Origin of the sequence: Micromonospora noduli, assembly GCF_003264365.1 — a bacterium.
GTDB classification, from domain to species: domain Bacteria; phylum Actinomycetota; class Actinomycetes; order Mycobacteriales; family Micromonosporaceae; genus Micromonospora; species Micromonospora noduli.
The window spans coordinates 1-22,260 of sequence record NZ_PYAK01000074.1; the positions used below are offsets into that span (position 1 = coordinate 1).

At 72.9% G+C, this 22,260-nt stretch carries 15 protein-coding genes; 11 read left to right on the top strand and 4 right to left on the bottom strand.

Annotation, left to right across the window (positions count from 1 at the left end; translation table 11 throughout):
- Window positions 1–111: 111 nt before the first annotated feature.
- The gene (locus GUI43_RS30185; RefSeq protein ID WP_112582822.1) at window positions 112–381 is read right to left on the bottom strand and encodes a hypothetical protein; all 270 of its coding nucleotides are present in this window, start codon (window positions 379–381) and stop codon (window positions 112–114) included.
- Window positions 382–868: 487 nt separating this feature from the next.
- Here GUI43_RS30185 and trpC point away from each other — a divergent pair, with 487 nt between their 5' ends.
- Genes trpC through trpA form a run of 3 tightly spaced genes read left to right on the top strand, consistent with a single transcriptional unit; the run spans window position 869 to window position 3,754 of the window.
- Entirely contained in the window at window positions 869–1,672 is an 804-nt protein-coding gene (gene trpC / locus GUI43_RS30190) for an indole-3-glycerol phosphate synthase TrpC (RefSeq protein WP_030334428.1), read from the top strand.
- Window positions 1,673–1,710: 38 nt separating this feature from the next.
- Window positions 1,711–2,949: a tryptophan synthase subunit beta gene (gene trpB, locus GUI43_RS30195; protein ID WP_112700314.1), complete on the top strand. Its 1,239-nt coding sequence runs from the start codon at window positions 1,711–1,713 to the stop codon at window positions 2,947–2,949.
- Between the two features lies 1 nt (window position 2,950).
- On the top strand, window positions 2,951–3,754 hold the full coding sequence (trpA, locus tag GUI43_RS30200; protein WP_091407799.1) for a tryptophan synthase subunit alpha: 804 nt from the start codon (window positions 2,951–2,953) through the stop codon (window positions 3,752–3,754).
- A 228-nt stretch (window positions 3,755–3,982) separates the two neighbouring features.
- Here trpA and GUI43_RS30205 read toward each other — a convergent pair whose 3' ends face one another.
- Window positions 3,983–4,657 carry an NUDIX hydrolase gene (locus GUI43_RS30205; protein WP_112700315.1) on the bottom strand — a complete coding sequence of 225 codons (675 nt, stop codon included), beginning with the start codon at window positions 4,655–4,657 and terminating at the stop codon, window positions 3,983–3,985.
- A 102-nt stretch (window positions 4,658–4,759) separates the two neighbouring features.
- On the opposite strand from GUI43_RS30205, the gene lgt reads away from it, so the two are divergent.
- Both lgt and GUI43_RS30215 read left to right on the top strand, forming a co-directional pair.
- Window positions 4,760–5,938 (top strand): prolipoprotein diacylglyceryl transferase, encoded by a 1,179-nt coding sequence (gene lgt / locus GUI43_RS30210; RefSeq protein WP_112700316.1) that lies wholly within the window; start codon window positions 4,760–4,762, stop codon window positions 5,936–5,938.
- A gap of 9 nt (window positions 5,939–5,947) precedes the next feature.
- A complete protein-coding gene (locus GUI43_RS30215; protein ID WP_112582714.1) occupies window positions 5,948–7,135 on the top strand; it encodes an FAD-dependent oxidoreductase in 1,188 nt (395 codons plus the stop codon).
- A 35-nt stretch (window positions 7,136–7,170) separates the two neighbouring features.
- On the opposite strand, the gene GUI43_RS30220 is transcribed toward GUI43_RS30215, so the two are convergent.
- Window positions 7,171–8,016, bottom strand: a complete 846-nt coding sequence (locus tag GUI43_RS30220; RefSeq protein ID WP_112582713.1) for a GNAT family N-acetyltransferase — start codon at window positions 8,014–8,016, stop codon at window positions 7,171–7,173.
- A 144-nt stretch (window positions 8,017–8,160) separates the two neighbouring features.
- On the opposite strand from GUI43_RS30220, the gene gltB reads away from it, so the two are divergent.
- The 3 genes from gltB to GUI43_RS30235 all read left to right on the top strand — a co-directional run bounded on the left by gltB (window position 8,161) and on the right by GUI43_RS30235 (window position 15,964).
- Complete coding sequence (gene gltB / locus GUI43_RS30225; protein WP_112700317.1) at window positions 8,161–12,864, top strand: glutamate synthase large subunit; 4,704 nt, start codon at window positions 8,161–8,163, stop codon at window positions 12,862–12,864.
- Complete coding sequence (locus tag GUI43_RS30230; protein WP_112606067.1) at window positions 12,857–14,392, top strand: glutamate synthase subunit beta; 1,536 nt, start codon at window positions 12,857–12,859, stop codon at window positions 14,390–14,392. Before gltB ends, GUI43_RS30230 begins: the two co-directional genes overlap by 8 nt.
- A 174-nt stretch (window positions 14,393–14,566) precedes the next feature.
- Entirely contained in the window at window positions 14,567–15,964 is a 1,398-nt protein-coding gene (locus GUI43_RS30235) for an MFS transporter (protein WP_112700318.1), read from the top strand.
- Between the two features lie 157 nt (window positions 15,965–16,121).
- On the opposite strand, the gene GUI43_RS30240 is transcribed toward GUI43_RS30235, so the two are convergent.
- Window positions 16,122–17,654 (bottom strand): M1 family metallopeptidase, encoded by a 1,533-nt coding sequence (locus GUI43_RS30240; protein ID WP_112700320.1) that lies wholly within the window; start codon window positions 17,652–17,654, stop codon window positions 16,122–16,124.
- Between the two features lie 198 nt (window positions 17,655–17,852).
- Here GUI43_RS30240 and GUI43_RS30245 point away from each other — a divergent pair, with 198 nt between their 5' ends.
- The 3 genes from GUI43_RS30245 (at window position 17,853) to GUI43_RS30255 (ending at window position 22,259) form a co-directional block, all read left to right on the top strand.
- Complete coding sequence (locus GUI43_RS30245; RefSeq protein WP_112700319.1) at window positions 17,853–18,650, top strand: SGNH/GDSL hydrolase family protein; 798 nt, start codon at window positions 17,853–17,855, stop codon at window positions 18,648–18,650.
- A gap of 377 nt (window positions 18,651–19,027) precedes the next feature.
- Window positions 19,028–21,478: a type 1 periplasmic-binding domain-containing protein gene (locus tag GUI43_RS30250; protein WP_249037883.1), complete on the top strand. Its 2,451-nt coding sequence runs from the start codon at window positions 19,028–19,030 to the stop codon at window positions 21,476–21,478.
- Between the two features lie 97 nt (window positions 21,479–21,575).
- The gene (locus GUI43_RS30255) at window positions 21,576–22,259 is read left to right on the top strand and encodes a hypothetical protein (RefSeq protein ID WP_211326781.1); all 684 of its coding nucleotides are present in this window, start codon (window positions 21,576–21,578) and stop codon (window positions 22,257–22,259) included.
- Window position 22,260 lies beyond the last annotated feature (1 nt).

Consider the following 22,260-nt stretch of genomic DNA (forward strand, 5'->3'; position numbering starts at 1 on the left):
GACGCCGTTGGCGGGGCGGCGGACCACCGAGGCGTGGGACGCGCTGGACCGGGGCGAGGACCCGACGGCCGACTGACGCGGTGACCGGCTGACGCGGCGGCCGGCGGGCGGTCAGCCGACCGGCTGGCGCTCCCACTGGGCGCGGCTACTGGCGGCGCGGGCGGCGGTCAGCTCGGCGACCAGGCGGTTCAGCTCGGCGCGTTGGTCGGCGCGGGCCCGGTCGGCGCAGACCGCCTCCCAGGCGTTGCCCCGTGCCGTCCGCATCCGTCCCTCGCCCACCACGGCCCGTTCCACGGTGTGCACCACGCCGACGGCGAGCGATGCCACCGTCCGCGAGATGGTGGTCAGTCCGATGGTCTGGTTCGGCTCGGAAATGCTCATGGTCACCTCGCACGAGGAGTTGCTGCGGTCGGGGCAGGCGCGCCATCGAGTCTGCCCGAGGACGATGCTCGCCCGTCGACGTTTCGCCGCGGTGACCGCCCGGTCAACTGTCTCGCCTCGGCCGTGACCAGGCACCGTCCGTTCGGCCTTGAGCTTGCTCACAGCATCGATTGGCATCGCTGCCGTCAGGCGGCGAGCGGAAACTGGTGGCATGATCGATGGATCGGCCCGGTCTGACTGCGGCCGCCAGGCTCCATACCGCGTGACGGTGGTCGATACCGGAGGTGGCGCTGCGTGACAACCCCTTCACGGCAAGTCGGCCATTATGCCGCAGCCCTTTTCGTGAGCAGCGCCATACCCCCGGCATTCGGCGTCGGTCGGCTGCCCCTAGCATCGGCCCATGACGCCCGGAGAGGGGAGTCCGTTCGTGACTGCTGAGCATGCGCACGCGGAGGGGGACGAGGCCGGCCAGGCAGCGTCCGTAAGCGTGCTCGACGAGATTCTGGCCGGCGTGCGTGAAGACGTCGCCCGACGCCAGGAGCAGGTTCCGCTGGAGCGGATCCGTGAACTGGCAGCGGCGGCGCCGCCGCCCATGGACGCGTACGCGGCGCTGCGCAAGCCCGGCGTGGCCGTGATCGCCGAGGTGAAGCGCTCGTCGCCGTCCAAGGGCCGGCTGGCCGAGATCGCCGATCCGGCCGACCTCGCGGTCGACTACGCGGCCGGTGGGGCGCGTGCGATCAGCGTGCTGACCGAGGGGCGCTGGTTCGGCGGTTCGCTGGACGACCTGGCGGCCGTCCGTGCGGCGGTCACCGTGCCGGTGCTGCGTAAGGACTTCGTGGTCTCCAGCTATCAGATCCACGAGGCCCGCGCGCACGGCGCCGACCTGGTTCTGCTGATCGTCGCCGCACTCGAGCAGAACGTCCTGATGGGCCTGCTGGAGCGGATCGAGTCGCTGGGCATGACCGCCCTGGTCGAGGTGCACGACGAGGAAGAGGCCGACCGTGCGCTGGAGGCCGGTGCGCAGGTGATCGGGGTCAACGCCCGTGACCTGCGTACCCTGGAGGTCGACCGGTCGGTGTTCGAGCGGATCGCGCCGGGCCTGCCCAGCAGCGTCGTCAAGATCGCCGAATCCGGCGTTCGTGGCCCGCACGACCTGATCCGGTACGCCTCCGCGGGCGCCGACGCGGTCCTCGTGGGCGAGGGCCTGGTCACCCAGAAGAGCCCCCGCGAGGCGGTCGCCGAGTTGGTCAACGCCGGCAACCACCCGGCAACGCCCCGGCCGGTGCGCTGACCCCGCGCCGGTCTGACGTCCCACCGAGAGGATTCCCGATGAGCGCCGACGCGCTGGCCCCGGTGGCCGGCCCGCAGCCCGACTCCGCCGGCCACTTCGGCCGCTTCGGCGGTCGGTTCGTTCCCGAGGCCCTGGTGGCCGCGCTGGACGAGCTCGACGGGGCGTGGCGTACGGCGATGACGGACGAGTCCTTCCGGGCGGAGTTCGGTGCGCTGTTGCGCGACTACGCCGGCACGCCTTCGCTGCTCTACGAGGCCCGGCGGTTCTCTGCGAAGGTCGGCGCGCGGGTGCTGCTCAAGCGCGAGGACCTGAACCACACGGGTGCGCACAAGGTGCGCAACGTGCTGGGCCAGGCGCTGCTCACCAAGCGGATGGGCAAGACCCGGGTGATCGCGGAGACCGGTGCCGGCCAGCACGGTGTCGCCACCGCGACCGCCGCCGCCCTTTTCGACCTGGAGTGTGTGGTCTACATGGGCCAGGTCGACACCGAGCGGCAGGCGCTCAACGTTGCCCGGATGCGGATGCTCGGCGCGACCGTCATCCCGGTCACCAACGGCTCGCGCACCCTCAAGGACGCGATGAACGAGGCGATGCGCGACTGGGTGGCCAACGTCGACGAGACGCACTACCTGATCGGCACCGCCGCGGGCCCGCACCCGTTCCCGGCGATGGTGCGCGACTTCGTCCGGGGCATCGGTGACGAGGCCCGTCAGCAGTGCCTCGACCTCACCGGTGGGTTGCCGGACGCCGTCACCGCCTGTGTCGGCGGCGGCTCCAACGCGCTGGGCATCTTCCACGCGTTCGTGGGCGACGAGGCCGTGCGGCTGTACGGCTTCGAAGCCGGTGGCGACGGGGTCGCCACCGGCCGGCACGCGGCGAGCATCACCGGCGGGTCGGCCGGAGTGCTGCACGGCACCCGTACCTTCGTGCTCCAGGACGCTGACGGACAGACCCTGGAGTCGCACTCGATCTCCGCCGGCCTGGACTACCCGGGCGTCGGGCCCGAGCACGCGTGGCTGCACGACACCGGCCGGGCGAACTACCTGCCGGTCACCGACGACGAGGCGATGGCCGCGTTCGAGCTGCTCTGCCGTACCGAGGGCATCATCCCGGCGATCGAGAGCGCACATGCGCTCGCCGGCACCGTCGCGCTGGCTCCGAAGCTCGCCGCGGAGCTGGGCCGGGAGCCCACCATCGTGGTCAACCTCTCCGGGCGGGGCGACAAGGACGTGCACACCGCCGGCGACTACTTCGGCATCCTCGACAAGGAGCGGTGAGATGAGCCGGATCGGGGTGGCCTTCGACAAGGCCCGCGCCGACGGACGGGCACTGCTGGTCGGCTGCATGCCGGCCGGGTTCCCTACCGTCGAAGGCAGCATCGCCGCGATGACCGCCATGGTCGAGGCCGGCGTCGACGTGATCGAGGTGGAGATCCCCTACTCCGACCCGGTGATGGACGGGCCGGTGATCCAGCGGGCCAGCGACATCGCGTTGGCCGGGGGCGTACGCACCGCGGACACGATGCGCATCATCGAGGCGGTCGCGGCCACCGGCGCTCCGGTGGTCACCATGACCTACTGGAACCCCGTCGAGCGGTACGGCGTGGACGTCTTCGCCCGTGACCTGGCCTCCGCCGGCGGCACCGGCCTGATCACCCCGGACCTCATCCCCGACGAGGCCGACGAGTGGCTGGCCGCCTCGGACGCGCACGGGCTGGACCGCACGTTCCTGGTCTCACCGTCGTCCACCGACGCCCGACTGGCGATGACGGTGCAGCACTGCCGCGGCTTCGTCTACGCGACCGCCGTGATGGGGGTGACCGGTGCCCGGGCGCGTACCTCCGACGCCGCCCCGACGCTGGTCTCCCGGGCCCGTGCGGTCACCGACCTGCCGATCGGTGTCGGCCTGGGTGTGGGTACCGGCGCGCAGGCCGGCACCGTCGCCGGTTACGCCGATGGGGTGATCGTGGGCAGCGCGCTGGTCCGGTGTGTGCTCGACGCGCCCACCGAGGCCGACGGGCTGGCCGCCCTGCGCACGCTCAGCGCCGAACTCGCCGAGGGCGTCCGTAACCCCACCCGCTGAACCCCGGCGCTCGCCGAGCCCGGCCCCGCCGAGCCCGGCCCGGCTCAACCCTCGGCGCTCGTGCCGGCGCGTCGGTCGGCCGGTCGGAGCGCTGGGGCATGTCTGTCTGTTGAGCGGTATACCTGTGAGTCATAAATATGACTCACAGGTATACCGCTCAATCGGATGTGGCCTGGCGGACGAGGCTGTTCGCGACCTCGCGGATGACCTCGGGACGGTTGCGACTTGTCAGGGGTGCAGGGACCGGTCCGGGGCCTCGCCGCGTTGCTCCGGCGGCTGCCCCGCTCCCGGATGCCCGTCCTGACCGATCCCGGGCCGCTGCGTGTCCCGGCCGGTCGCGGGTCGCTGCTCGTCCCGGCCGGTCCCCGGGCGCCGCACGTCCTGGTCGGCTGGCGGCTGGCTGCCCTCGGCGGGGCGAGCTGCTGGCAGCGGCGCGGGGGCGACGGTGCCGGGCACGCAGCTGACGTCGCGGAGCACGCCGGAGCAGCCGGCGGTCGCGTCGGTGACGGCGGCCCGGGTGAGCGGGGTGACCACCTCGGGCAGCCCGTCGGCGGAGTGCCAGGACAATCGGCAGCCCGGGGGTGGGTCGGTGGCGGGTCGAACCCCGGCCGCGCGGGCCCGGAACACGTGCACGAGGACGTCCGGAAGCGGGCCGGCGCGTCCCGCCGCGGCCTCCCCCGAAGGGCCGCTCACCTGGTATATGCCGACCAGGTCGGTCAGCTCGATGTCCCAGCCGGTCTCCGCGCGAATGTCCCGTAGCGCCGCCCGCACCGGGCTCTCGGCCGGGCGCAGCCGCCCGCCGGGCAACGCGTAGCGGCGGGCACCCCGACCCTGCTGGCAGAGCAGCACCCGACCGGTGTCGTCGGTGACGACCGCGGCGACCGCCCAGGTGAGCGCGCTCATGGACAAAGAGCCTACGGCGGCGCAAACCAGAAGTCACCGGGATGCGCCCTCCAGCGGCCCGGGGTGCCGCTGCGGGGGTGTGCAGCGGTAGCGTGTGCACCCGTGACCCTCGCCTCGCTCTCCCCCCAGGCGGCCCTGCCCAGCCCCAGCACCGCTGTCTGGCAGCTCGGGCCGGTGCCGATCCGGGCCTACGCGCTCTGCATCATCGCCGGCATCGTGCTGGCCTGCTGGGTGACGGAGCGCCGGCTACGGCAGCGCGGCGTCGCGCCCGGCGCGGTGCTCGACATTGCCGTCTGGGCGGTGCCCGCCGGCATCATCGGCGCCCGGATCTACCACGTGGTCACCTCACCCGAGAAGTACTTCGGCGCCGGTGGTGACCCGATGAAGGCGTTCGCCATCTGGGAGGGCGGTCTCGGCATCTGGGGCGCGGTCGCCGGTGGCGCGCTCGGTGCCTGGATCGCGGCCCGACAGCTCGGCATTCCGTTCGGCGTGGTGGCCGACGCGCTGGCCCCCGGGCTGCCGCTGGCCCAGGCCGTCGGCCGCATCGGCAACTGGTTCAACAACGAGCTCTTCGGTGGCCGGACGACCCTGCCGTGGGGTCTGGAGATCCACCGGATGGACCCGGACAACCCCGGGCACGCCCTCCGCGACGACGCCGGGCAGCCGATCCTCGAACCGGGTCTCTACCAGCCGACCTTCCTCTACGAGGCGCTGTGGAACCTTGGCGTCGTAGCTCTGGTCCTCATCCTTGACCGCCGGCTGAAGCTGGGCCGGGGCCGGGCGTTTGCGCTCTACGTGATGGGTTACACCGTCGGCCGGTTCTGGATCGAACTGATGCGCACCGACGAGGCCAACCAGATCCTCGGCGTCCGGCTCAACGTCTGGACCGCCGCCCTGGTCTTTCTCGGCGCCCTGATCTACTTCGTACGGGTGCGTGGCCCTCGGGACTACCTGATCCCGCTCGGCCCGGCGACGACGACCCCGCCCCCCACGTCCGACCTGTCCCAGGTCGACCTCTCCGAGCGGGAGACCCCCACGCGGGCCGCCGCGCCGGAGGGCTACCGGGTGGTGAGCGAGGAGCAGTACGCCGCCTGGCAGGACACCGGCGTCGTACCGCCGGCGAACGACGACGACTCCCGGCCGGATGATGGCCAGCCGTCCGACGACACGGCGGCCGCCGACCTCACGCCGAGCGACGACGAGCCGGTAGACGAACCGTCCGCCGCTCGCACCGACCGGGCCGACGCCACCGGCGCGCGTCCCGCCGACCGGGACAGCTGAGCGGCACCGATGCGAAGCGCGGTGGTGGTCGGCGCAGGGGTCGGTGGCCTCGCGGTGGCCGGCGCGCTGGCTCGTTCCGGCTGGCAGGTCACAGTGTTGGAACGCGCCGAACGGGTCCGACCCGAGCCGACCGCAGTGGTGCTCTGGCCCAACGGCGTCCGCGCGCTCCAGGCCCTCGGCCTCGGCGCCGGCCTGGCCGCCATCGCCACCCCGTTGCCCGACGGCGGGGTCCGTCGCCCGGACGGGCACTGGCTCGTGCAGCCCCGGCCCATCCCGGCCGACCGGATGCCGGTGGTGGTGCATCGGGAGGATCTGCACGACGCGCTGATCGCCGGCCTCGGCGAGCGGGTCGAGTTGCGGACCGGGGTGACCGTGCGCCACGTCCGCGTCGAGCCGGGCGAGCGGCCGGGAGTCAGCGACGGGCGGCACACAATCGAGGCCGATCTGGTGGTGGCCGCCGACGGTACGGACAGCGGCATCCGCCGCCAACTCGCGCCCGAGTCCCGGGTGGTCAGCTCCGGGTGTGCCGCCTGGCGGGCCGTCATCCCCTGGTACCAGGCACCTCGACTCCCCGACGATCAGCCGCTGGCCGGTGAGATTCTCGGCGCGGGTTACCGGTTCGTGGCCGCGTCGCTGGGCGAGCGGGGCTCCTCGGGCGGGTCCAGCCGGGGCGGCATCTACTGGGTGGCCACCGCCGCCGGCGCGCCCCGCCCGGAACCACCGGAGACCCAGCTCGCCCTGCTGCGCCGCTGGTACGCGGGCTGGCCCGCTCCGGTCGGCGCGCTGCTCGACGCCACCGACCCGACCGACCTGGTTCAACAGGAGGTCCGCGAGCTGCGCCCGCTGCCCAGGGCGTACGGCTTTCCGGTCGGGCCCGGTGGGGTGGTGCTGCTCGGCGACGCGGCGCACGCCATGCCGCCGCACCTCGGGCAGGGCGCCTGCCTCGCGTTCGAGGACGCCGCCACGCTCGCGTCGCTGCTGCGGGAGGCCCGGCTGCCCGACGCCGTCCAGGCGTACGACCGGGTGCGCCGCCCCCGGGCCGCGACAGTGGTCCGGCAGACCCGGCGGATGTCGGCGGTGCTCCAGACCCGCGGCCGGTTGGCGCTGCGCGCCCGGGACGCCGCACTGGGCACGATCAATTCCCGACTGCTCTCCAGCGCCGCAGCCTCCGCCGCCCAGTGGCGCCCACCGACCTGACCTCCGCCGCGAGGCAGGTCAGCGGAGCGGGGCGGTCAGGGGATGAGCGCGGCGGGTTCGGCGATGCAGGCGGTGCCGATTCGGCGGAAGCCGACCCGCAGGTAGACCCGCGCGATCTCCTCGCTGCCCGCGGAGAGGAAGACAAGCTCGGTGCCGGCCGCCAGTAGTTCCCGGGCCAGGGTGGCGGTGAGCGCGGCGCCCAGCCCGCGTCGTCGGGCGGACGGCAGGGTGGCCACCCCGGCGATCTCCGCGACGTCGTCCACCCGCATCGCCATGCCGCTGGCCAGCGCGCCCTCGGTCGGCGTGCCGGCCAGCGCGGAGATCCGTCGCCCGTCGGCGATCCGGACGCGCTCCTCGTCGAGCGCGGCCAGTTCGAGTTCGGTGACGGCGGCGTCGCGTTCGGCCGGGCCGGCCTCGCCGGGTGCGGTGCCGGCGGCGGCGAACGCCACCGCTGCCACCGCGCGGCGGGCGGCGACATCGGCGGCGAAGCCGGGGGAGTCAGCTGCCAGCACCCGCACCGCCGCGTCGGAGAGCGTCGCCGGGTCGGGCAGCGCGCTCGGGTCGAGCACCATCAGCGGCGCCTCCAGCACGCTGAGTCCCGCCGAGCGGGCCACCGCCAGCAGCTCCGGGGTCGTCTCGTGCACCCACTCGAAGGCTTCTGGCAGGCCCAGCTTCCGCTGGCGCTCGCGGACCGAGACCACATCGGCAAGCGACGGCGGCTCAGTGGCGTCGATCCGGGGGCGGGCGTAGAACGGCCAGCCGGCACCTTCGCGGACGAACAGCACCAGCCCGCCATGCTCCTCCGCACCGGCGACGTCGCGGGGCACCGCATCGTAGAAGCGTTCCAACCGGTCGAAGACGTGCTTGTGTAGCGGATCCACCGCGCGAGACTACACGTCCCAGCCAGTGGACGGTGTGATCAATCTCGGGTGGCCGTGCGGCCCCGGCCCTAACGTAGACTCAATAGACCCACGGGCCGACGTCGTCCCCACCATGATCCAACCTGAGTGACGACAGGAGGCCCGGTGGCTCAGCCGTACGCGGACACAGAACAGCCGCACCCGCACAGCCCGCAGGCGTCCCCGACGCCCCACCCCCGTCCGTCCGCCCAGGGCCTCTACGACCCAGCGCAGGAGCACGATGCCTGCGGCGTGGCCTTCGTGGCGGACCTGCACGGCCGGCGTTCACACTCGGTCGTCGCCAATGGGCTCGGCGCGCTCTGTCGGCTGGACCACCGGGGCGCCCGTGGCGCGGAGCCGAACACCGGCGACGGCGCCGGCATCATGATCCAGGTGCCCGACGCGTTCCTGCGCGCGGTGGCCGACGTCGCGCTTCCCCCAGCGGGCGAGTACGCCACGGGGCTGGTCTTCCTTCCCGACGACGATGCCGCCGAGGCGCGTGCCCGCCGGGTGGTCGAGAAGTACGCAGTGGTCGAGGGCGCCGACCTGCTCGGCTGGCGGGACGTGCCGATCGACCCGAGTGACCTGGGCGAGACCGCCCTCGCGGCGATGCCCCGGGTGCGGCAGCTCTTCCTGGCCGCGCACCGCCTCACCGACGCGCCCGACGGGCCGGCCGGCTCCCCGCTGCGCGGCATCGAGCTGGACCGGGTGGCCTTCTGCCTGCGCAAGCAGGCCGAACGGGAGACCGCCGAGCGCGGCGTTCCGGCGTACTTCCCGTCGCTGTCCAGCCGCACCATGGTCTACAAGGGCATGCTCACGCCCGACCAGTTGCCGGCGTTCTACCCGGACCTGCGCGACGAGCGGGTGGACAGCGCCATCGCGCTGGTGCACTCCCGCTTCTCCACCAACACCTTCCCGTCCTGGCCGCTGGCGCACCCGTACCGGTTCATCGCCCACAACGGCGAGATCAACACGATCCGGGGCAACCGCAACTGGATGCAGGCCCGCGAGGCGCTCCTGCGCTCGCCGAACGTGCCGGGCAACATCCGGCGGGTCTTCCCGGTCTGCACCCCCGCCGCCTCCGACTCGGCGAACTTCGACGAGGTCCTGGAGTTGCTGCACCTGGCCGGGCGGAGCCTGCCGCACGCGGTGCTCATGATGATCCCCGAGGCCTGGGAGAACGACCCGGGGATGGACCCGGCCAAGCGCGCCTTCTACCGCTTCCACGCCAGCCTGATGGAGCCGTGGGACGGTCCGGCGTCGGTGGCCTTCACCGACGGCGAGATCGTCGGCGCGGTGCTGGACCGCAACGGGCTGCGCCCGGGGCGCTGGTGGCAGACCGACGACGGCCTCGTGGTGCTCGGTTCCGAGGCGGGCGTCCTCGACCTGGACCCGGCCCACGTGGTCGCCAAGGGACGACTCCAGCCGGGCCGGATGTTCCTGGTCGACACAGTGGCCGGGCGGATCGTGCACGACGAGGAGATCAAGTCGGAGTTGGCCGCCGCCCAGCCGTACGGCGAGTGGCTGCACGCCGGGCTGATCGAGCTGAACGACCTGCCGGCCCGCGAGCACACCGTCTACACGCACGACTCGGTGCGCCGCCGGCAGCAGACCTTCGGCTACACAGTGGAAGAGCTGAAGATCCTGCTCGGGCCGATGGCCCGCACCGGCGCCGAGCCGCTCGGCTCGATGGGTACGGACACCCCGATCTCGCCGCTGTCGACCCGGCCGCGGCTGCTCTACGACTACTTCCACCAGCTCTTCGCCCAGGTCACCAACCCGCCGCTGGACGCCATCCGCGAGGAACTGGTGACCAGTCTGGCGTCGACCATCGGGCCGGAGGGCAACCTGCTCGACCCGGGCGCGGCGAGCTGCCGGCAGATCGTGCTTCCGCACCCGATCATCGACAACGACGAGCTGGCGAAGATCCTCTCCATCGACGAGGACGGCGACCTGCCCGGCTTCAAGGCGGTCCGGGTCTCCGGGCTGTACCGGATCCGGGAGGGCGCCGCCGGGATCAAGGCGCGGCTGACCGAGATCTGTCGGCACGTCTCCGAGGCGATCGAGGACGGCGTGCGCATCCTGGTGCTCTCCGACCGGGACTCCAACGCCGACCTGGCGCCGATTCCGTCGCTGCTGCTCACCGCCGCCGTGCACCAGCACCTGGTCCGCGAGCAGACCCGTACGCGGGCGGCGCTGATCGTCGAGTCCGGGGACTGCCGGGAGGTGCACCACGCGGCGGTGCTGATCGGCTACGGCGCGGCGGCGGTCAACCCGTACCTGGCGTTCGAGTCGGTCGAGGACATGATCCACACTGGCGCGCTGGTTGGGGTGGAGCCGGCCGCCGCGGTGCGCAACTACGCGAAGGCGCTCGGCAAGGGCGTCCTGAAGATCATGTCCAAGATGGGCATCTCGACGGTCTCCTCGTACTGCGGTGCGCAGGTCTTCGAGGCGGTCGGCCTGGACAGCCGGCTTGTCGAGCGCTACTTCCGGGGCACCCCCAGCCGCATCGGCGGGGTGGGTCTCGCCGGCGTGCACACCGAGGTGGCCGCCCGACACGCGCTGGCCTGGCCGCCGGCCGGCACCGCCACCTCCGACCGGTTGGAGGTCGGTGGCGAGTACCAGTGGCGCCGCGAGGGTGAGCTGCACCTGTTCAACCCGGAGACGGTCTTCCTGCTGCAGCACGCCACCCGCAGCCGGCAGTACGACGTCTTCCGGCAGTACACCGCCAAGGTCGACGCGCTCGCCGCGCAGGCCGGCTCGCTTCGCGGGTTGTTCACAGTGCGCACCGGGCTCCGTCCGGCGGTGCCGATCGAGGAGGTCGAGCCGGCCACCGAGATCGTCAAGCGGTTCGCCACCGGTGCCATGTCGTACGGGTCGATCTCGGCGGAGGCGCACGAGACGCTCGCCATCGCCATGAACCGGCTCGGCGGCAAGTCCAACACCGGCGAGGGCGGCGAGGACGTCGAACGGCTGCACGACCCGGCCCGGCGTTCGGCGGTCAAGCAGATCGCCAGCGGCCGCTTCGGTGTGACCAGCGAATACCTGGTCAACGCGGACGACCTCCAGATCAAGATGGCCCAGGGCGCCAAGCCGGGCGAGGGCGGTCAGCTGCCCGGCAACAAGGTCTGGCCGTGGATCGCCCGGACCCGGCACGCCACCCCCGGCGTGGGTCTGATCTCCCCGCCGCCGCACCACGACATCTACTCCATCGAGGACCTCGCCCAGTTGGTGCACGACCTGAAGTGCGTCAACCCGGCGGCCCGGGTGCACGTCAAGCTGGTCAGCGAGGTCGGCGTCGGCACCGTCGCCGCCGGGGTGGCGAAGCTCAAGGCGGACGTCATCCTGATCTCCGGCCACGACGGCGGCACGGGCGCCTCCCCGATGAACTCGCTCAAGCACGCCGGCACCCCGTGGGAGCTGGGGCTGGCCGAGGCGCAGCAGACGCTGTTGCTCAACAAGCTGCGCGACCGGGTCACCGTGCAGGTCGACGGCCAGCTCAAGACCGGCCGGGACGTGCTGATCGCGGCGCTGCTCGGCGCGGAGGAGTTCGGCTTCGCGACCGCGCCGCTGATCGTCGAGGGCTGCGTGATGATGCGGGTCTGCCACCTGGACACCTGCCCGGTCGGCATCGCCACCCAGAATCCGGTGCTGCGGGAACGCTTCACCGGCAAGCCGGAGTTCGTGGAGAACTTCTTCCTCTTCCTCGCCGAGGAGGTCCGGGGGTACCTGGCCGAGCTGGGTTTCCGGTCGATCGAGGAGGCGATCGGGCAGTCCGAGCTGCTCGACGTGGCCCCGGCGGTGACGCACTGGAAGGCGCACGGGTTGGACCTGGCGCCCGTCCTGCACCTGCCGGAGCTGCCCGCCGGCGCGGCCCGACGCGGGGTCCGCGCGCAGGATCACGGCCTGGAGCAGGCGCTCGACAACGAGCTGATCGCACTGGCCCGTCCGGCCCTGGAGGACGGGGCGCCGGTGCGGGTCGAGGTTGCGGTGCGCAACGAGCACCGCAGCGTCGGCGCGATGCTCGGCGGTGAGGTGACGCGTCGCTTCGGCGGGGCCGGCCTTCCCGAGGACACCATCGAGTTCGTGCTGCACGGCACGGCTGGGCAGTCGTTCGGCGCGTTCCTGCCGCGCGGGGTGACCCTGCGCCTGCACGGCGACGCCAACGACTACGTGGGCAAGGGCCTCTCCGGGGGTCGGCTCATCGTCCGTCCGGACGCTGCCGCCCCGTTCCTCGACCCGGATGCCGAGCCGGGCCAGCGGGCCGAGGATCAGATCATCGCCGGCAACACCATCCTGTACGGGGCCACGGCGGGCGAGGTCTTCCTGCGCGGCCGGGTGGGGGAGCGGTTCGCGGTCCGTAACTCTGGCGCGATCGCCGTGGTCGAGGGCGTGGGCGACCATGGTTGCGAGTACATGACCGGCGGCACGGTGGTGGTGCTGGGCGCGACCGGCCGGAACTTCGCGGCGGGCATGTCCGGCGGCACGGCGTACGTGCACCACCTGGACCGGGCCCGCGTCAACGTGGAACTGGTCGACCTGTTGCCGCTGGGCGAGCAGGAGCAGTCGCTGCTACACGAGCTGGTCCAACGGCACGTGGCTGAGACCGGGTCGGCGGTCGCCGAGGAGCTGCTCAAGCGGTGGCCGGAGGCGGTGGCCGAGTTCACCGCTGTGGTACCCCGCGACTACCGCCGGGTGCTGGAGATCATGCGGGCCGCCGAAGCAGCCGGCCGCGACGTCGACGACGCGGTGATGGGCGCGCTCAGCGCGCCCGCCGCGCCGGTGCCGCCCGCTCCGCGGGTGGCTGCCCAGGAGGTGGCACGTGCCTGACCCGAACGGTTTCCTGCGCTACGACCGGCGGCTGCCGGCCCGCCGCCCGGTGCCGGTGCGGATCAGCGACTGGCGGGAGGTGTACCCGCCGGCCGGCGAGGAACTGGTCCGTGAGCAGGCCACGCGATGCATGGACTGCGGCATCCCGTTCTGCCACGACGGCTGCCCGCTGGGCAATCGCATCCCGGACTGGAACGACCTGGTGCGTACCGGCAACTGGGACGCCGCTGTGGAGTCGCTGCACGCGACCAACAACTTCCCGGAGTTCACCGGCCGGCTCTGCCCGGCGCCCTGCGAGGCGGCCTGCGTGCTCGGCATCTCCGGCGGTCAACCGGTGACCATCAAGCAGGTCGAGGTGGAAATCGCCGACGCCGCCGCGGCGCGGGGGTTCACCCCCGGTCCGGTGCCTGCGCCGTCGGGCCGGTCGGTCGCCGTCGTCGGCTCCGGGCCCGCCGGTCTCGCCGCCGCACAGCAGCTGGTCCGCGCCGGTCACGCGGTGACGGTGTACGAACGCGACGACGCGATCGGTGGCCTGCTCCGGTACGGCATTCCCGACTTCAAGTTGGAGAAGCGGCACATCGATGCCCGGCTGGCCCAGCTCACCGCCGAGGGGGTGCGCTTCCGCACCGGCGTGAACGTCGGGGTGGACGTGACCGCCGAGCAGTTGCGCGCCGAACACGACGCGGTGCTGCTGGCCTGTGGGGCGTTGCAGGGCCGGGACACGCCGGAGACCCCGGGGCGGGCGCTTCGGGGCGTACACCAGGCGATGGCGCACCTGGTCGCGGCGAATCGCGCGGTCGCCACCGCGGCCACCGACCAGGCCGGCGTGGTGGCCACCGCCGAGCGTCGCCTGGCGCCGGCGGTGTTGCCGGACGGCACGCCGATCGACGCGGCCGGCAAGCACGTGGTGATCATCGGCGGCGGTGACACGGCGGCCGACTGTCTCGGTGTCGCGCACCGCCAGGGCGCCGCGGGCGTGCACCAGCTCGACCTGTACCCGCAGCCGCCGCAGGAGCGCGACGAGGCACGGGACCCGTGGCCGACCTGGCCGTGGGTACTGCGCAGCTACCCGGCGCACGAGGAGGGTGGCGAGCGGGTCTTCGCCGTGGCGGTGCAGGAGTTCGTGGACGACGGCACCGGCCAGGTGCGGGCGGTGCGGATCGCCGAGGTGACGGTGGAGAAGCGCGACGGCCGGCGGGTCGTCACAGCGGTGCCGGGCTCGGAGCGGGAGTTGCCGGCTGATCTGGTGCTGCTGGCGATCGGTTTCGAGGGCACCGAGCAGCAGCCGTTGCTGGCCCAGTTCGGTGTCACCCGCAACCCTCGGGGCGCCATCGACGCCCGTGACGACTGGCAGACCGACGCCGACGGGGTGTTCGTGGCCGGTGACATGCACCGGGGCGCTTCGTTGATCGTCTGGGCCATCGCCGAGGGGCGGGCGGTCGCCGCCGCCATCCACGGCTATCTGGGCGGTGTCGGTGCGCTGCCGGCCCCGGTGGGCCCGGCAGCGCAGGCTCTCGCCGCTCGCTGAGGTGCGGGCGTCCGGTCGGTGCGGCAGGTCCGCTGCCGCACCGGCCGGACATTCCCGTTGGTGAAGCCGCTCACAAATGTGGGCAAAGAGGTTTAAGCCGGCAAGACTTACCGGCTGCCGAACCGCGCCGCGATCGGTGTGAATGATCATGCTGCCGATCGCTGGAGGTTCGTCGTGGCCAGAGGTGCCACCTTCGCCGCGTTGCGCCACCGCAACTACCGGATCTGGGCACTCGCCGGCTTCATCTCCGTCATCGGCACCTGGATGCAGGTCCTCGGGGTCAACTGGTACGTCCTGAAGGAAACGGGCTCGGCGACGTCCATGGGCTTCGCCGTGCTGCTCCAGGCGGCGCCCACGCTGCTGCTCAGCGTCTGGGGTGGCGTGCTGGCCGACCGGTTGCCCGCCCGACCGTTGCTGATCGCCGCCCAGGGCGCCCACGCGGTGCTCGCCGGCGGACTGGCCGCGGTCGCCCTGACCGGGGTCGGCGGCCTGCCGCTGATCTTCGCCATCTCGCTGGCCAGCGGTGCCGTCTCGGCGATCGAGGGCCCGGTGATGGGGCGCTGGGCCGCCAGCCTCGTCGACCGGGAGACGCTGGGCAACGCGCTGGCGCTCGGCTCGCTCACCAACTCCGCCGGCCGCATCCTCGGCATGAGCCTCGGCGCCGTGGTGGTGGCCGCCGTCGGACCCGCCCTGCTGTTCGGCATCAACGCGGCCAGCTTCGCCGCCGTGGTGGTGGCGCTGTTCGCCGTACGTCCGGGAGCCGTGCCCGGCCTCCCGGTCCCGGACGCCGGCCGGGCCCGGGACGGTGTCCGCGCCGGGTTCGCCTACCTGCGCGGGCAGCCGGTGCTGCTCCTCGCGCTCGCCCTGTCGTTCGTGCTCGGCAGCCTGGGCCGCAACTACCAGGTGACCATGGCCGCGATGAGCGACGGGCCGCTGGACGCCGGCGCCTCCGGTTACGGCCTGCTGTCGACAGTGTTCGCTGTCGGAACGGTGGTGGGCGCGCTCGTCGCGGCCCGGCGGCGTTCCCTGGGCTACCGGACGCTCGTCGTCGCGGGCCTGTTCGCCAGCGGGTTGCAGATCGTCGCCGGCCTGGCGCCGGGTACCTGGAGTTTCGCCGCGGTGATCCTGCCGATCGCCGCCGCCGCGGTGGTCATCGACACCACCGTCGGCACCCGCGCCCAGCTCGACACCGACGGCGCGATGCGGGGCCGGGTGCTCGCCGCCCTGGCGGTCACCGGCTCGGTCTCCGCCGCGGTCGGCGCCCCGCTGCTCGGCTGGCTCGCCGAACACGCCGGGCCCCGGCAGACGCTCGTCCTCGCCGGAGCCGCGGCGGCGATCGCCACGACGGCGGCGGGCGTCGCCCTGGACCGCCAGCGCGGCCGCGCGGCAACTCTCGCGCTTGTCGTTCCGCGACCCCGCCATCCGGTACGACGAGCGGCGTTCCGGGCCGCCCGCATCGTCCGGCCCAGCGGTGCGGTCTGCGTCATCGCGCCCGCCGAAGCCGGTGCGGTGCGGTGGGGTGGGGTCCGGCTCCGGGAGTTGGTCACCGCCGGGCCGGTGGCGAACCGCTGAGACAGCGGTCACCCCGGCGGCCCGCTTTCGGGACAGGGCGACGCCTTCCTGAGGCCCAAGCCAAGATCCGCGCAACAACAGGGAAAGTGGTGCCTGGGGTGCCGCGGAGGCACCTACATCCCTGAAGTTGCGCGGATCTTCAGCCCGGTCGAGACTCCTAGTGCGACATCAGACGGTGCGACTCGCGGATCTTGGCCCAGGATTTGGGCTCGGTCGGCGGGGCCGCCTTACGGGCGGCGCTGGCCACCTCGGGTCGGCCGGCGGTGAACAGCCAGGTGGTGAACAGGTCGTCCAGGTCCAGCCCGGAGATCCGTTCGGCCAGGGCCTGGAACTGCTCGATGGTGCCGTTGCCGTAGCGGCGCTCGGCGGTCCAGGTCGGCAGGATCTCGAAGAACGCGTCGTCGCCGACGGCCAGCCGCAGCTGGTGCAGGGTCATCGCGCCCCGGTCGTAGACGGCGTTGTCGAAGACCCGAGCGGCGCCCGGGTCACCAGGCAGCACCTGCCAGAACTCGTCGTCGGCCGGGTAACTGGCGTAGGTGAAGTCGAAGACCTCCTGGGCGGTGCCCTCACCCTGCTCCTCTGACCAGAGCCACTCGGCGTACGAGGCGAAGCCCTCGTTGAGCCAGATGTTGCGCCAGTCGGCCACCGAGACCGAGTCGCCGAACCACTGGTGGGCCAACTCGTGCGTCACCACGTAGGTGTTGGCGCCGCGTCGCCAGAAGCCCGGCCCGTACACCGGTCGGGTCTGCGTCTCCAGGGCGAAGCTGATGCCGTCGACCGGCCCGGCCACGCCGCCCTGCGCCTCGAACGGGTACGGGCCGAAGATCCCGCTCTCCCAGTCGACGATCTCGGCGGTCCGCTCGATGCTGGCCCGCGCGGCCGGCCCGAGGGCGCCCAGCGAGGTGCTGTACGCGTTGATCACCGGCTGGCCGCTCGGGGCGGTGTCGGTGACGATGTCGTACTGGCCGATGGCCATGAAGGCCAGGTAGGTGGCGGTGGGGGAGGTGGTCCGCCAGATCCACCGGGTGCGGTTGCCAGCCTCGGCCAGCGGTGGCCTCGGCTGCACGCCGTTGCTGATCACCTCGACGCCGGTGGGCACCGACACCGAGATGTCGTAGGTGGCCTTGTCCAGTGGGTGGTCGTTGCTCGGGAACCACCACCACGCCGACTCGGGCTCGTTGACGGCGAGGGCGCCGTCGTCGGTACGCGTCCAGCCGGTGTAGCCGTTGACCAGGGCCTCCGACGGGACACCGGAGTAGCGCACGACGATGGTGAGCTGCTGGCCCCGGGTCACCGTGCGGGCCGGGGTGACCACCAACTCGTGCGCCCCCGCGGTGCTGGTGCTCGCCGCCCAACCGTTGACCCGGACCGACTCGACGTCGAGCAGAAAGTCCAGATTGAACGTCGAGAGGTCCGCAGTGGCGGTGGCGAGGATGGTGGTGGTGCCGGTGAGCAGGTCGGTGGCCGGTTCGTAGCGCAGCCGGACGTCGTAGTGCTCGACGTCGTAGCCGCCGTTGCCGTAGTCGGGGAAGTAGCTGTCGCCCAGTCCGGGCGCGCCGGGTTGCGGCGCGGCGGAGACGACCGGACGGCCCCAGCCCGTCGGGGCGGCCTGGCCGGGGGTGCCGGCGAGCATGGTGCCGGCGGTGGTGAGGGTCAGGGCGGTGGTGGCCGCCGTGAGGACTCGTCGCACGGGGTGGACTCCCTCCATCGGGTGTTCGCCAGGCCAACCTAATCGACAACTGTGAACGTCGCCGGCCCGGCACGCGGTGCCGTCCAGCCATTCCATTGATCTGCATGTTTCGATAGCATTACCGACTAGTAACAACAGATCATCCCTGGCCACGCGCGGTCGCAGGATCCCACCACCCCTGTCCTGTGGAGGTCCCTCATGCCCCACCGCCCGCTCGCCCGCGTCCTGGCCGTGCTGGTCGCACTCCTCACCGCCGCCCTCGGCGTGGTGCTCGTGCCCGGCGCCGCCCACGCCGCCGCCGTCAACTACGTCGCGCTCGGCGACTCGTACTCCTCCGGCGTCGGCGCTGGCCCCTACGACTCGTCCGGCTGCCTGCGCAGCCAGAAGTCGTACGCACCGCTCTGGGCGGCCGCCCATGGCGTGACCAGCTTCAACTTCCAGGCCTGTGGCGGCGCGGTCACCGCCGACGTGCTCAACGACCAGGTCAGCGCGCTCAGCGCCAGCACCACGCTGGTCACCATCACCATCGGCGGCAACGACGCCGGTTTCGTCAACGTCATCACCAGTTGCCGGTTCGGCAGCACCTCGTCCTGCACCAACGCCGTCAACACTGCGAAGAACTTCGCCACCACGACGCTGCCCGCCCGGCTGGACGCCACCTACGCCGCCATCCGCAACCGGGCGCCCAACGCCCGGCTGATCGTCCTCGGCTACCCGCGACTGTTCGAGACCGGCTCCTGCGGGTGGTTGGCGATGAGCACCTACAAGCGCACCATCCTCAACGAGGCCGCCGACGTGCTCGCCTCGGTCACGGCTGGCCGGGCCAGCGCGGCAGGCGCCACCTTCGCCGACACCCGGCGCACCTTCGCCGGACACGGCGTCTGCGCCGGCGACCCGTGGATCAACGACATCTCCGGGATCATCGAGGCGTACCACCCGGACGCCGACGGCTACCGCTACGGATACCTGCCGGCGCTGAACGCCGTCACCGGCTGACCTGAGCACAGCACCGGATCCACACCGTCGTACCCGTACCGGCCGGAGGTCGAGCGTCCCCTGTGGGCGCTCGGCCGCCGGCCGGCGCCCGCCTGTACATGATGCGTCACACTGAGTGGATCGGAGGTGATGCATGCGACGGTCGGAGGTTCCCGGGCGGGAGTTGACCGGGCAGAGGCAGTCGACAGCGGGCCGGGAACGGCTACCGGCCGGCGGCTTGGAGTTGTTCGCGCTGCTCGCCCGGCTGTTGCGGCGACCCCGTCGCGGTGACCGCCGGCTGCCGCTGCTGTGGCTGGTCCGCTCCGACACAGCGGATCTGATGGTGCCGCTGCGCCGGTTCCTCGGTCAGGGCCCCCCGGCGGCGGGTCCCGCACGCCGTGCTGGACGCCGACGCGCCGCCCGGCGCCGGGGACGTGCCGGCGCTGCTGCGCGAGCTGCACCGGCAACTCTCCCTGGAGGCCTTCGGCGCCGCCCGACTGCGCTTCCGGCACTATCCGCTCGCCGACTGGCTGATGCAGCAGAGCCTCAACCTGGGCATCGACGCCGACGACAGCCGCGCCGCCCTGGTCCGCCGGCTGCGCGACCGCAAGGGCCCGCGCACGCCGGAGGCGTTGCCCTCCGGCGGCGACGCGGTCAGCATCGTCTCGCAGGTGCTGCTCTGGCTGGTCCGCCGTGCCGTGCCGGGGGTGGTCTTCCGGGCCGCCGTCTCCGGTCGGGTGCCGGTGCTCGGGCGGCACTACAACTGGTTCATGCGCCAGCAGTATCTGGCGCCCCGGCAGTCGGTCACCTTCCTCGGCTTCGCCGAGCGCCTCACCGCGGGCTGGCGCGACGGGGAGCAACCCGACCAGGTCAACAAGCTGCTGCTGCATGCGTTTCTGGAGGACCTGCGGCAGGCGTACCGGCGTCGGCCGTGGCGCCCGTCGGACTGGCGGCGCACCGCGTACCCGGCTCTGCTGATCGACAACGTCGCCCCCGGCAACGTCGGCGGGGAGCTGGTCCGCCTGATCGGCGACGTCCGCACCGAGACCGGCCGCAACGACCCGCTGCTGATCGTCGCGTCCGGTGGGCAACCCCCACCGGACCTGCCCGAACCGCACCCGTTGACCGAGGCCGACGAGGCGTACGACGAGTGGGCCGGGGCGCTGCCGGAGATGCGACGGCTGCGCCGCCCGGCCACCTGGCTGGTGGCGCTGCGTCCCGACGAGACCGACACCGGCCCACCGTCACGTGGCGGGCTGCGGCCCTTCTCCGCGCCCGACCCGCCGTGGTGGTCGCGGCGCTTCCTGCCGACGGCGCTCTGCCTGGTGCTGGTGGCGGTGCTCGGCCTGTGGGTGGCCAGCCGGTGGGGGCCGGGCTGTCACCCCTCGCTCACCGGCCAGGTCTCGGTCGAGGTGGTCGGCAGCGGCGAGTGTGTCGGCTACAGCGACAGCGCCGCGCAGGTGTTCAACAACGACCCCGGCCAGGACCGGCTGCGCACAGTTCAGGAGCGCATCTTCGCGCAGAACCGCGCCGCCGAGGAGGTCTGGCAGCGCAGCGACCGACGACGGCCCTTCCTCACCCTGGTCTACCTCGGCACCCTCACCGGCAATCGGACCCGCGCGGACGAGGAGTCGTACGTCTCCGAGCGCGAGGAGCTCGAAGGGATGGCCACCGCCCAGTACGCGTTGCTGAAGGAGTCGGCCGGCGCCGACGGCGCCGCGCTGCTGCGGATCGTGGTGGCCAACGGTGGCCGCCAGATGATCTACGCCGACCGGGCCGTGGCGATGCTGGCCGAGCTGGCCCGGGACGACCCCACGGTGCTCGGGGTGGTCGGGCTGGTGGAGAGCCGCACCAGCACCGCCCGCGCGCTGCGCGAGCTGAACCAGGTCGGGCTGCCGGTGCTGGCACCCACCCTCTCCGCCGACAGGATGGACGCCAACTCCCGCCTCTACCTCCAGATCTCCGCACCGAACAAGGACCAGGTGAAACTGGTCGACGCGTACGCCAGGCAGGTGCTGAAGGTCAACGAGGCGCACGTCTTCTACACCACACTGGAGGGCAGCTCGCTCACCGAGGACCTCTACGTGGGCACCCTCGTCGACGGGCTCCGACAACAGTTCGGCCCCCGGATCACCCGCCTCGACGAGTGGCGCACCGGGCAGCGGCTGACCGACGAGTGCGGCTACCCCGGGATGCTCTTCTACGCCGGTCGCTGGTCGGAGTTCGACGGTTTCCTGCGGGCGCTGCGCGAGTGCGGCGGCAACCCGCCCCGGCACCTCGTCGCCGACGACTCGGCCAACCGGTACATGGCCAACCCGGGGCTGCGCGCCGCCGCGCCCGGCAACCTGCCCGTCACGTACGTCTCCAAGGCGTCCCTGGCCACCTGCGCCGTGCTGCGGGCCGCCCAGGACCGGCGCGACGACGCCCGGGCCAGCTTTCTGTCCTGGATCCAGGCCGACGACCTGCTCGACCCGCCGCGCTGCCGGCCGGGCTCCGAGGAGCAGGTCGGCGAGCGGGTCAGCCTCGCCTACGACGCGTCGATGATGCTGGTCCGGGCGGTGGAGAGCCTCGCCGCCCGGCTGCACCACGCCGACCCCCGGCAACGCTGGGAGCCGGATTCGGTCAACCCGGTGGGCGTGCACGCGGAAGTGCTCCGGCAGAACGCCGGGCAGGGCTACCCGGGGGTGGCCGGGCTGATCCGGTTCACGCCCGACTCGGGGGAGCCGGTCGACAAGCGGCTGGCCCTGATGCGGGTCGAGCAGGTGCCCGACGTGGCGAGGGCGCCGGTGGAGGTGTTCCACTGCGGGGCGGCCGACGCGTCCGGCCCGGCGGCGTGCGGCCCCGCCTGACCGGCCCGGCGTGACACGTCCTCGCAGGACTGTCCGGGTGCCGCCGGTGTCCGTTAGGGTTCCTGGGACCAGACGGCCGTGGCGTTGGGGGCAGAGGGTGGGCAGGCTCGCGTCGGCGTACGGGCAGGCGGTCAACTCCCACCGGGCGGCTCGGGCGCATCTGGACACTGCCCGCAGCGTCCTGGGGGCGGCACCGACCGCCGTCGCGCCGGTCGGCGCCGACGACCTGGTGACCCGCCTCGCCCGCCTCGGCGGTGCCCTGGCCACCCCCACCCCGAGTGTCACCCCGCTGACCGACGCGCCGGCCGCGGTGCGGATCGGCGAGGCGTCCACAGCGGACGGCGCCTTTCCGGTGCTGGTCCCGCTCGGCGGCGGTCACCACCTCGCCCTGCACACCGACGCCCGGGATCCGCAGGTCGCCGGGCTGCTGCGGGCGCTGGTGCTGCGGCTGGTCGCCACCGCGCCGCCCGGTCAGGTCCGCGTCGCCGGCATCGACACCGCCGCGCTCGGCGCCACCTTCGGCCCGCTGCGACCACTGCTCGACGCCGGGGTGCTCGACCCGCCGGCCACCGGCGAGGCCGAGGTGGCCGCGCTGCTGGACGCCGCCGAGCAGCACGCCCGCGCCGCGCAGCACTGTCAGCCAGCCGCCCGTCGCCTGTTGGTGGTGGTCGCCACCGCCGCGCCGCCACCGCGCGAGCTGGCCCGGCTCGCCGCGCTCACTGTCACGGTGCAGTTCGGCCAGGCGCGTCGTCACCACGACGTGCAGATAGCTGAGGATTGAC

What these genes read in the sequence shown, in the direction of transcription:
- GUI43_RS30185 (WP_112582822.1), bottom strand. Translation starts at nt 381, where the DNA reads ATGAGCATTTCCGAGCCGAACCAGACCATCGGACTGACCACCATCTCG.
- trpB (WP_112700314.1), top strand. Translation starts at nt 1,711, where the DNA reads ATGAGCGCCGACGCGCTGGCCCCGGTGGCCGGCCCGCAGCCCGACTCC.
- trpA (WP_091407799.1), top strand. Translation starts at nt 2,951, where the DNA reads ATGAGCCGGATCGGGGTGGCCTTCGACAAGGCCCGCGCCGACGGACGG.
- GUI43_RS30205 (WP_112700315.1), bottom strand. Translation starts at nt 4,657, where the DNA reads ATGAGCGCGCTCACCTGGGCGGTCGCCGCGGTCGTCACCGACGACACC.
- GUI43_RS30215 (WP_112582714.1), top strand. Translation starts at nt 5,948, where the DNA reads ATGCGAAGCGCGGTGGTGGTCGGCGCAGGGGTCGGTGGCCTCGCGGTG.
- GUI43_RS30245 (WP_112700319.1), top strand. Translation starts at nt 17,853, where the DNA reads ATGCCCCACCGCCCGCTCGCCCGCGTCCTGGCCGTGCTGGTCGCACTC.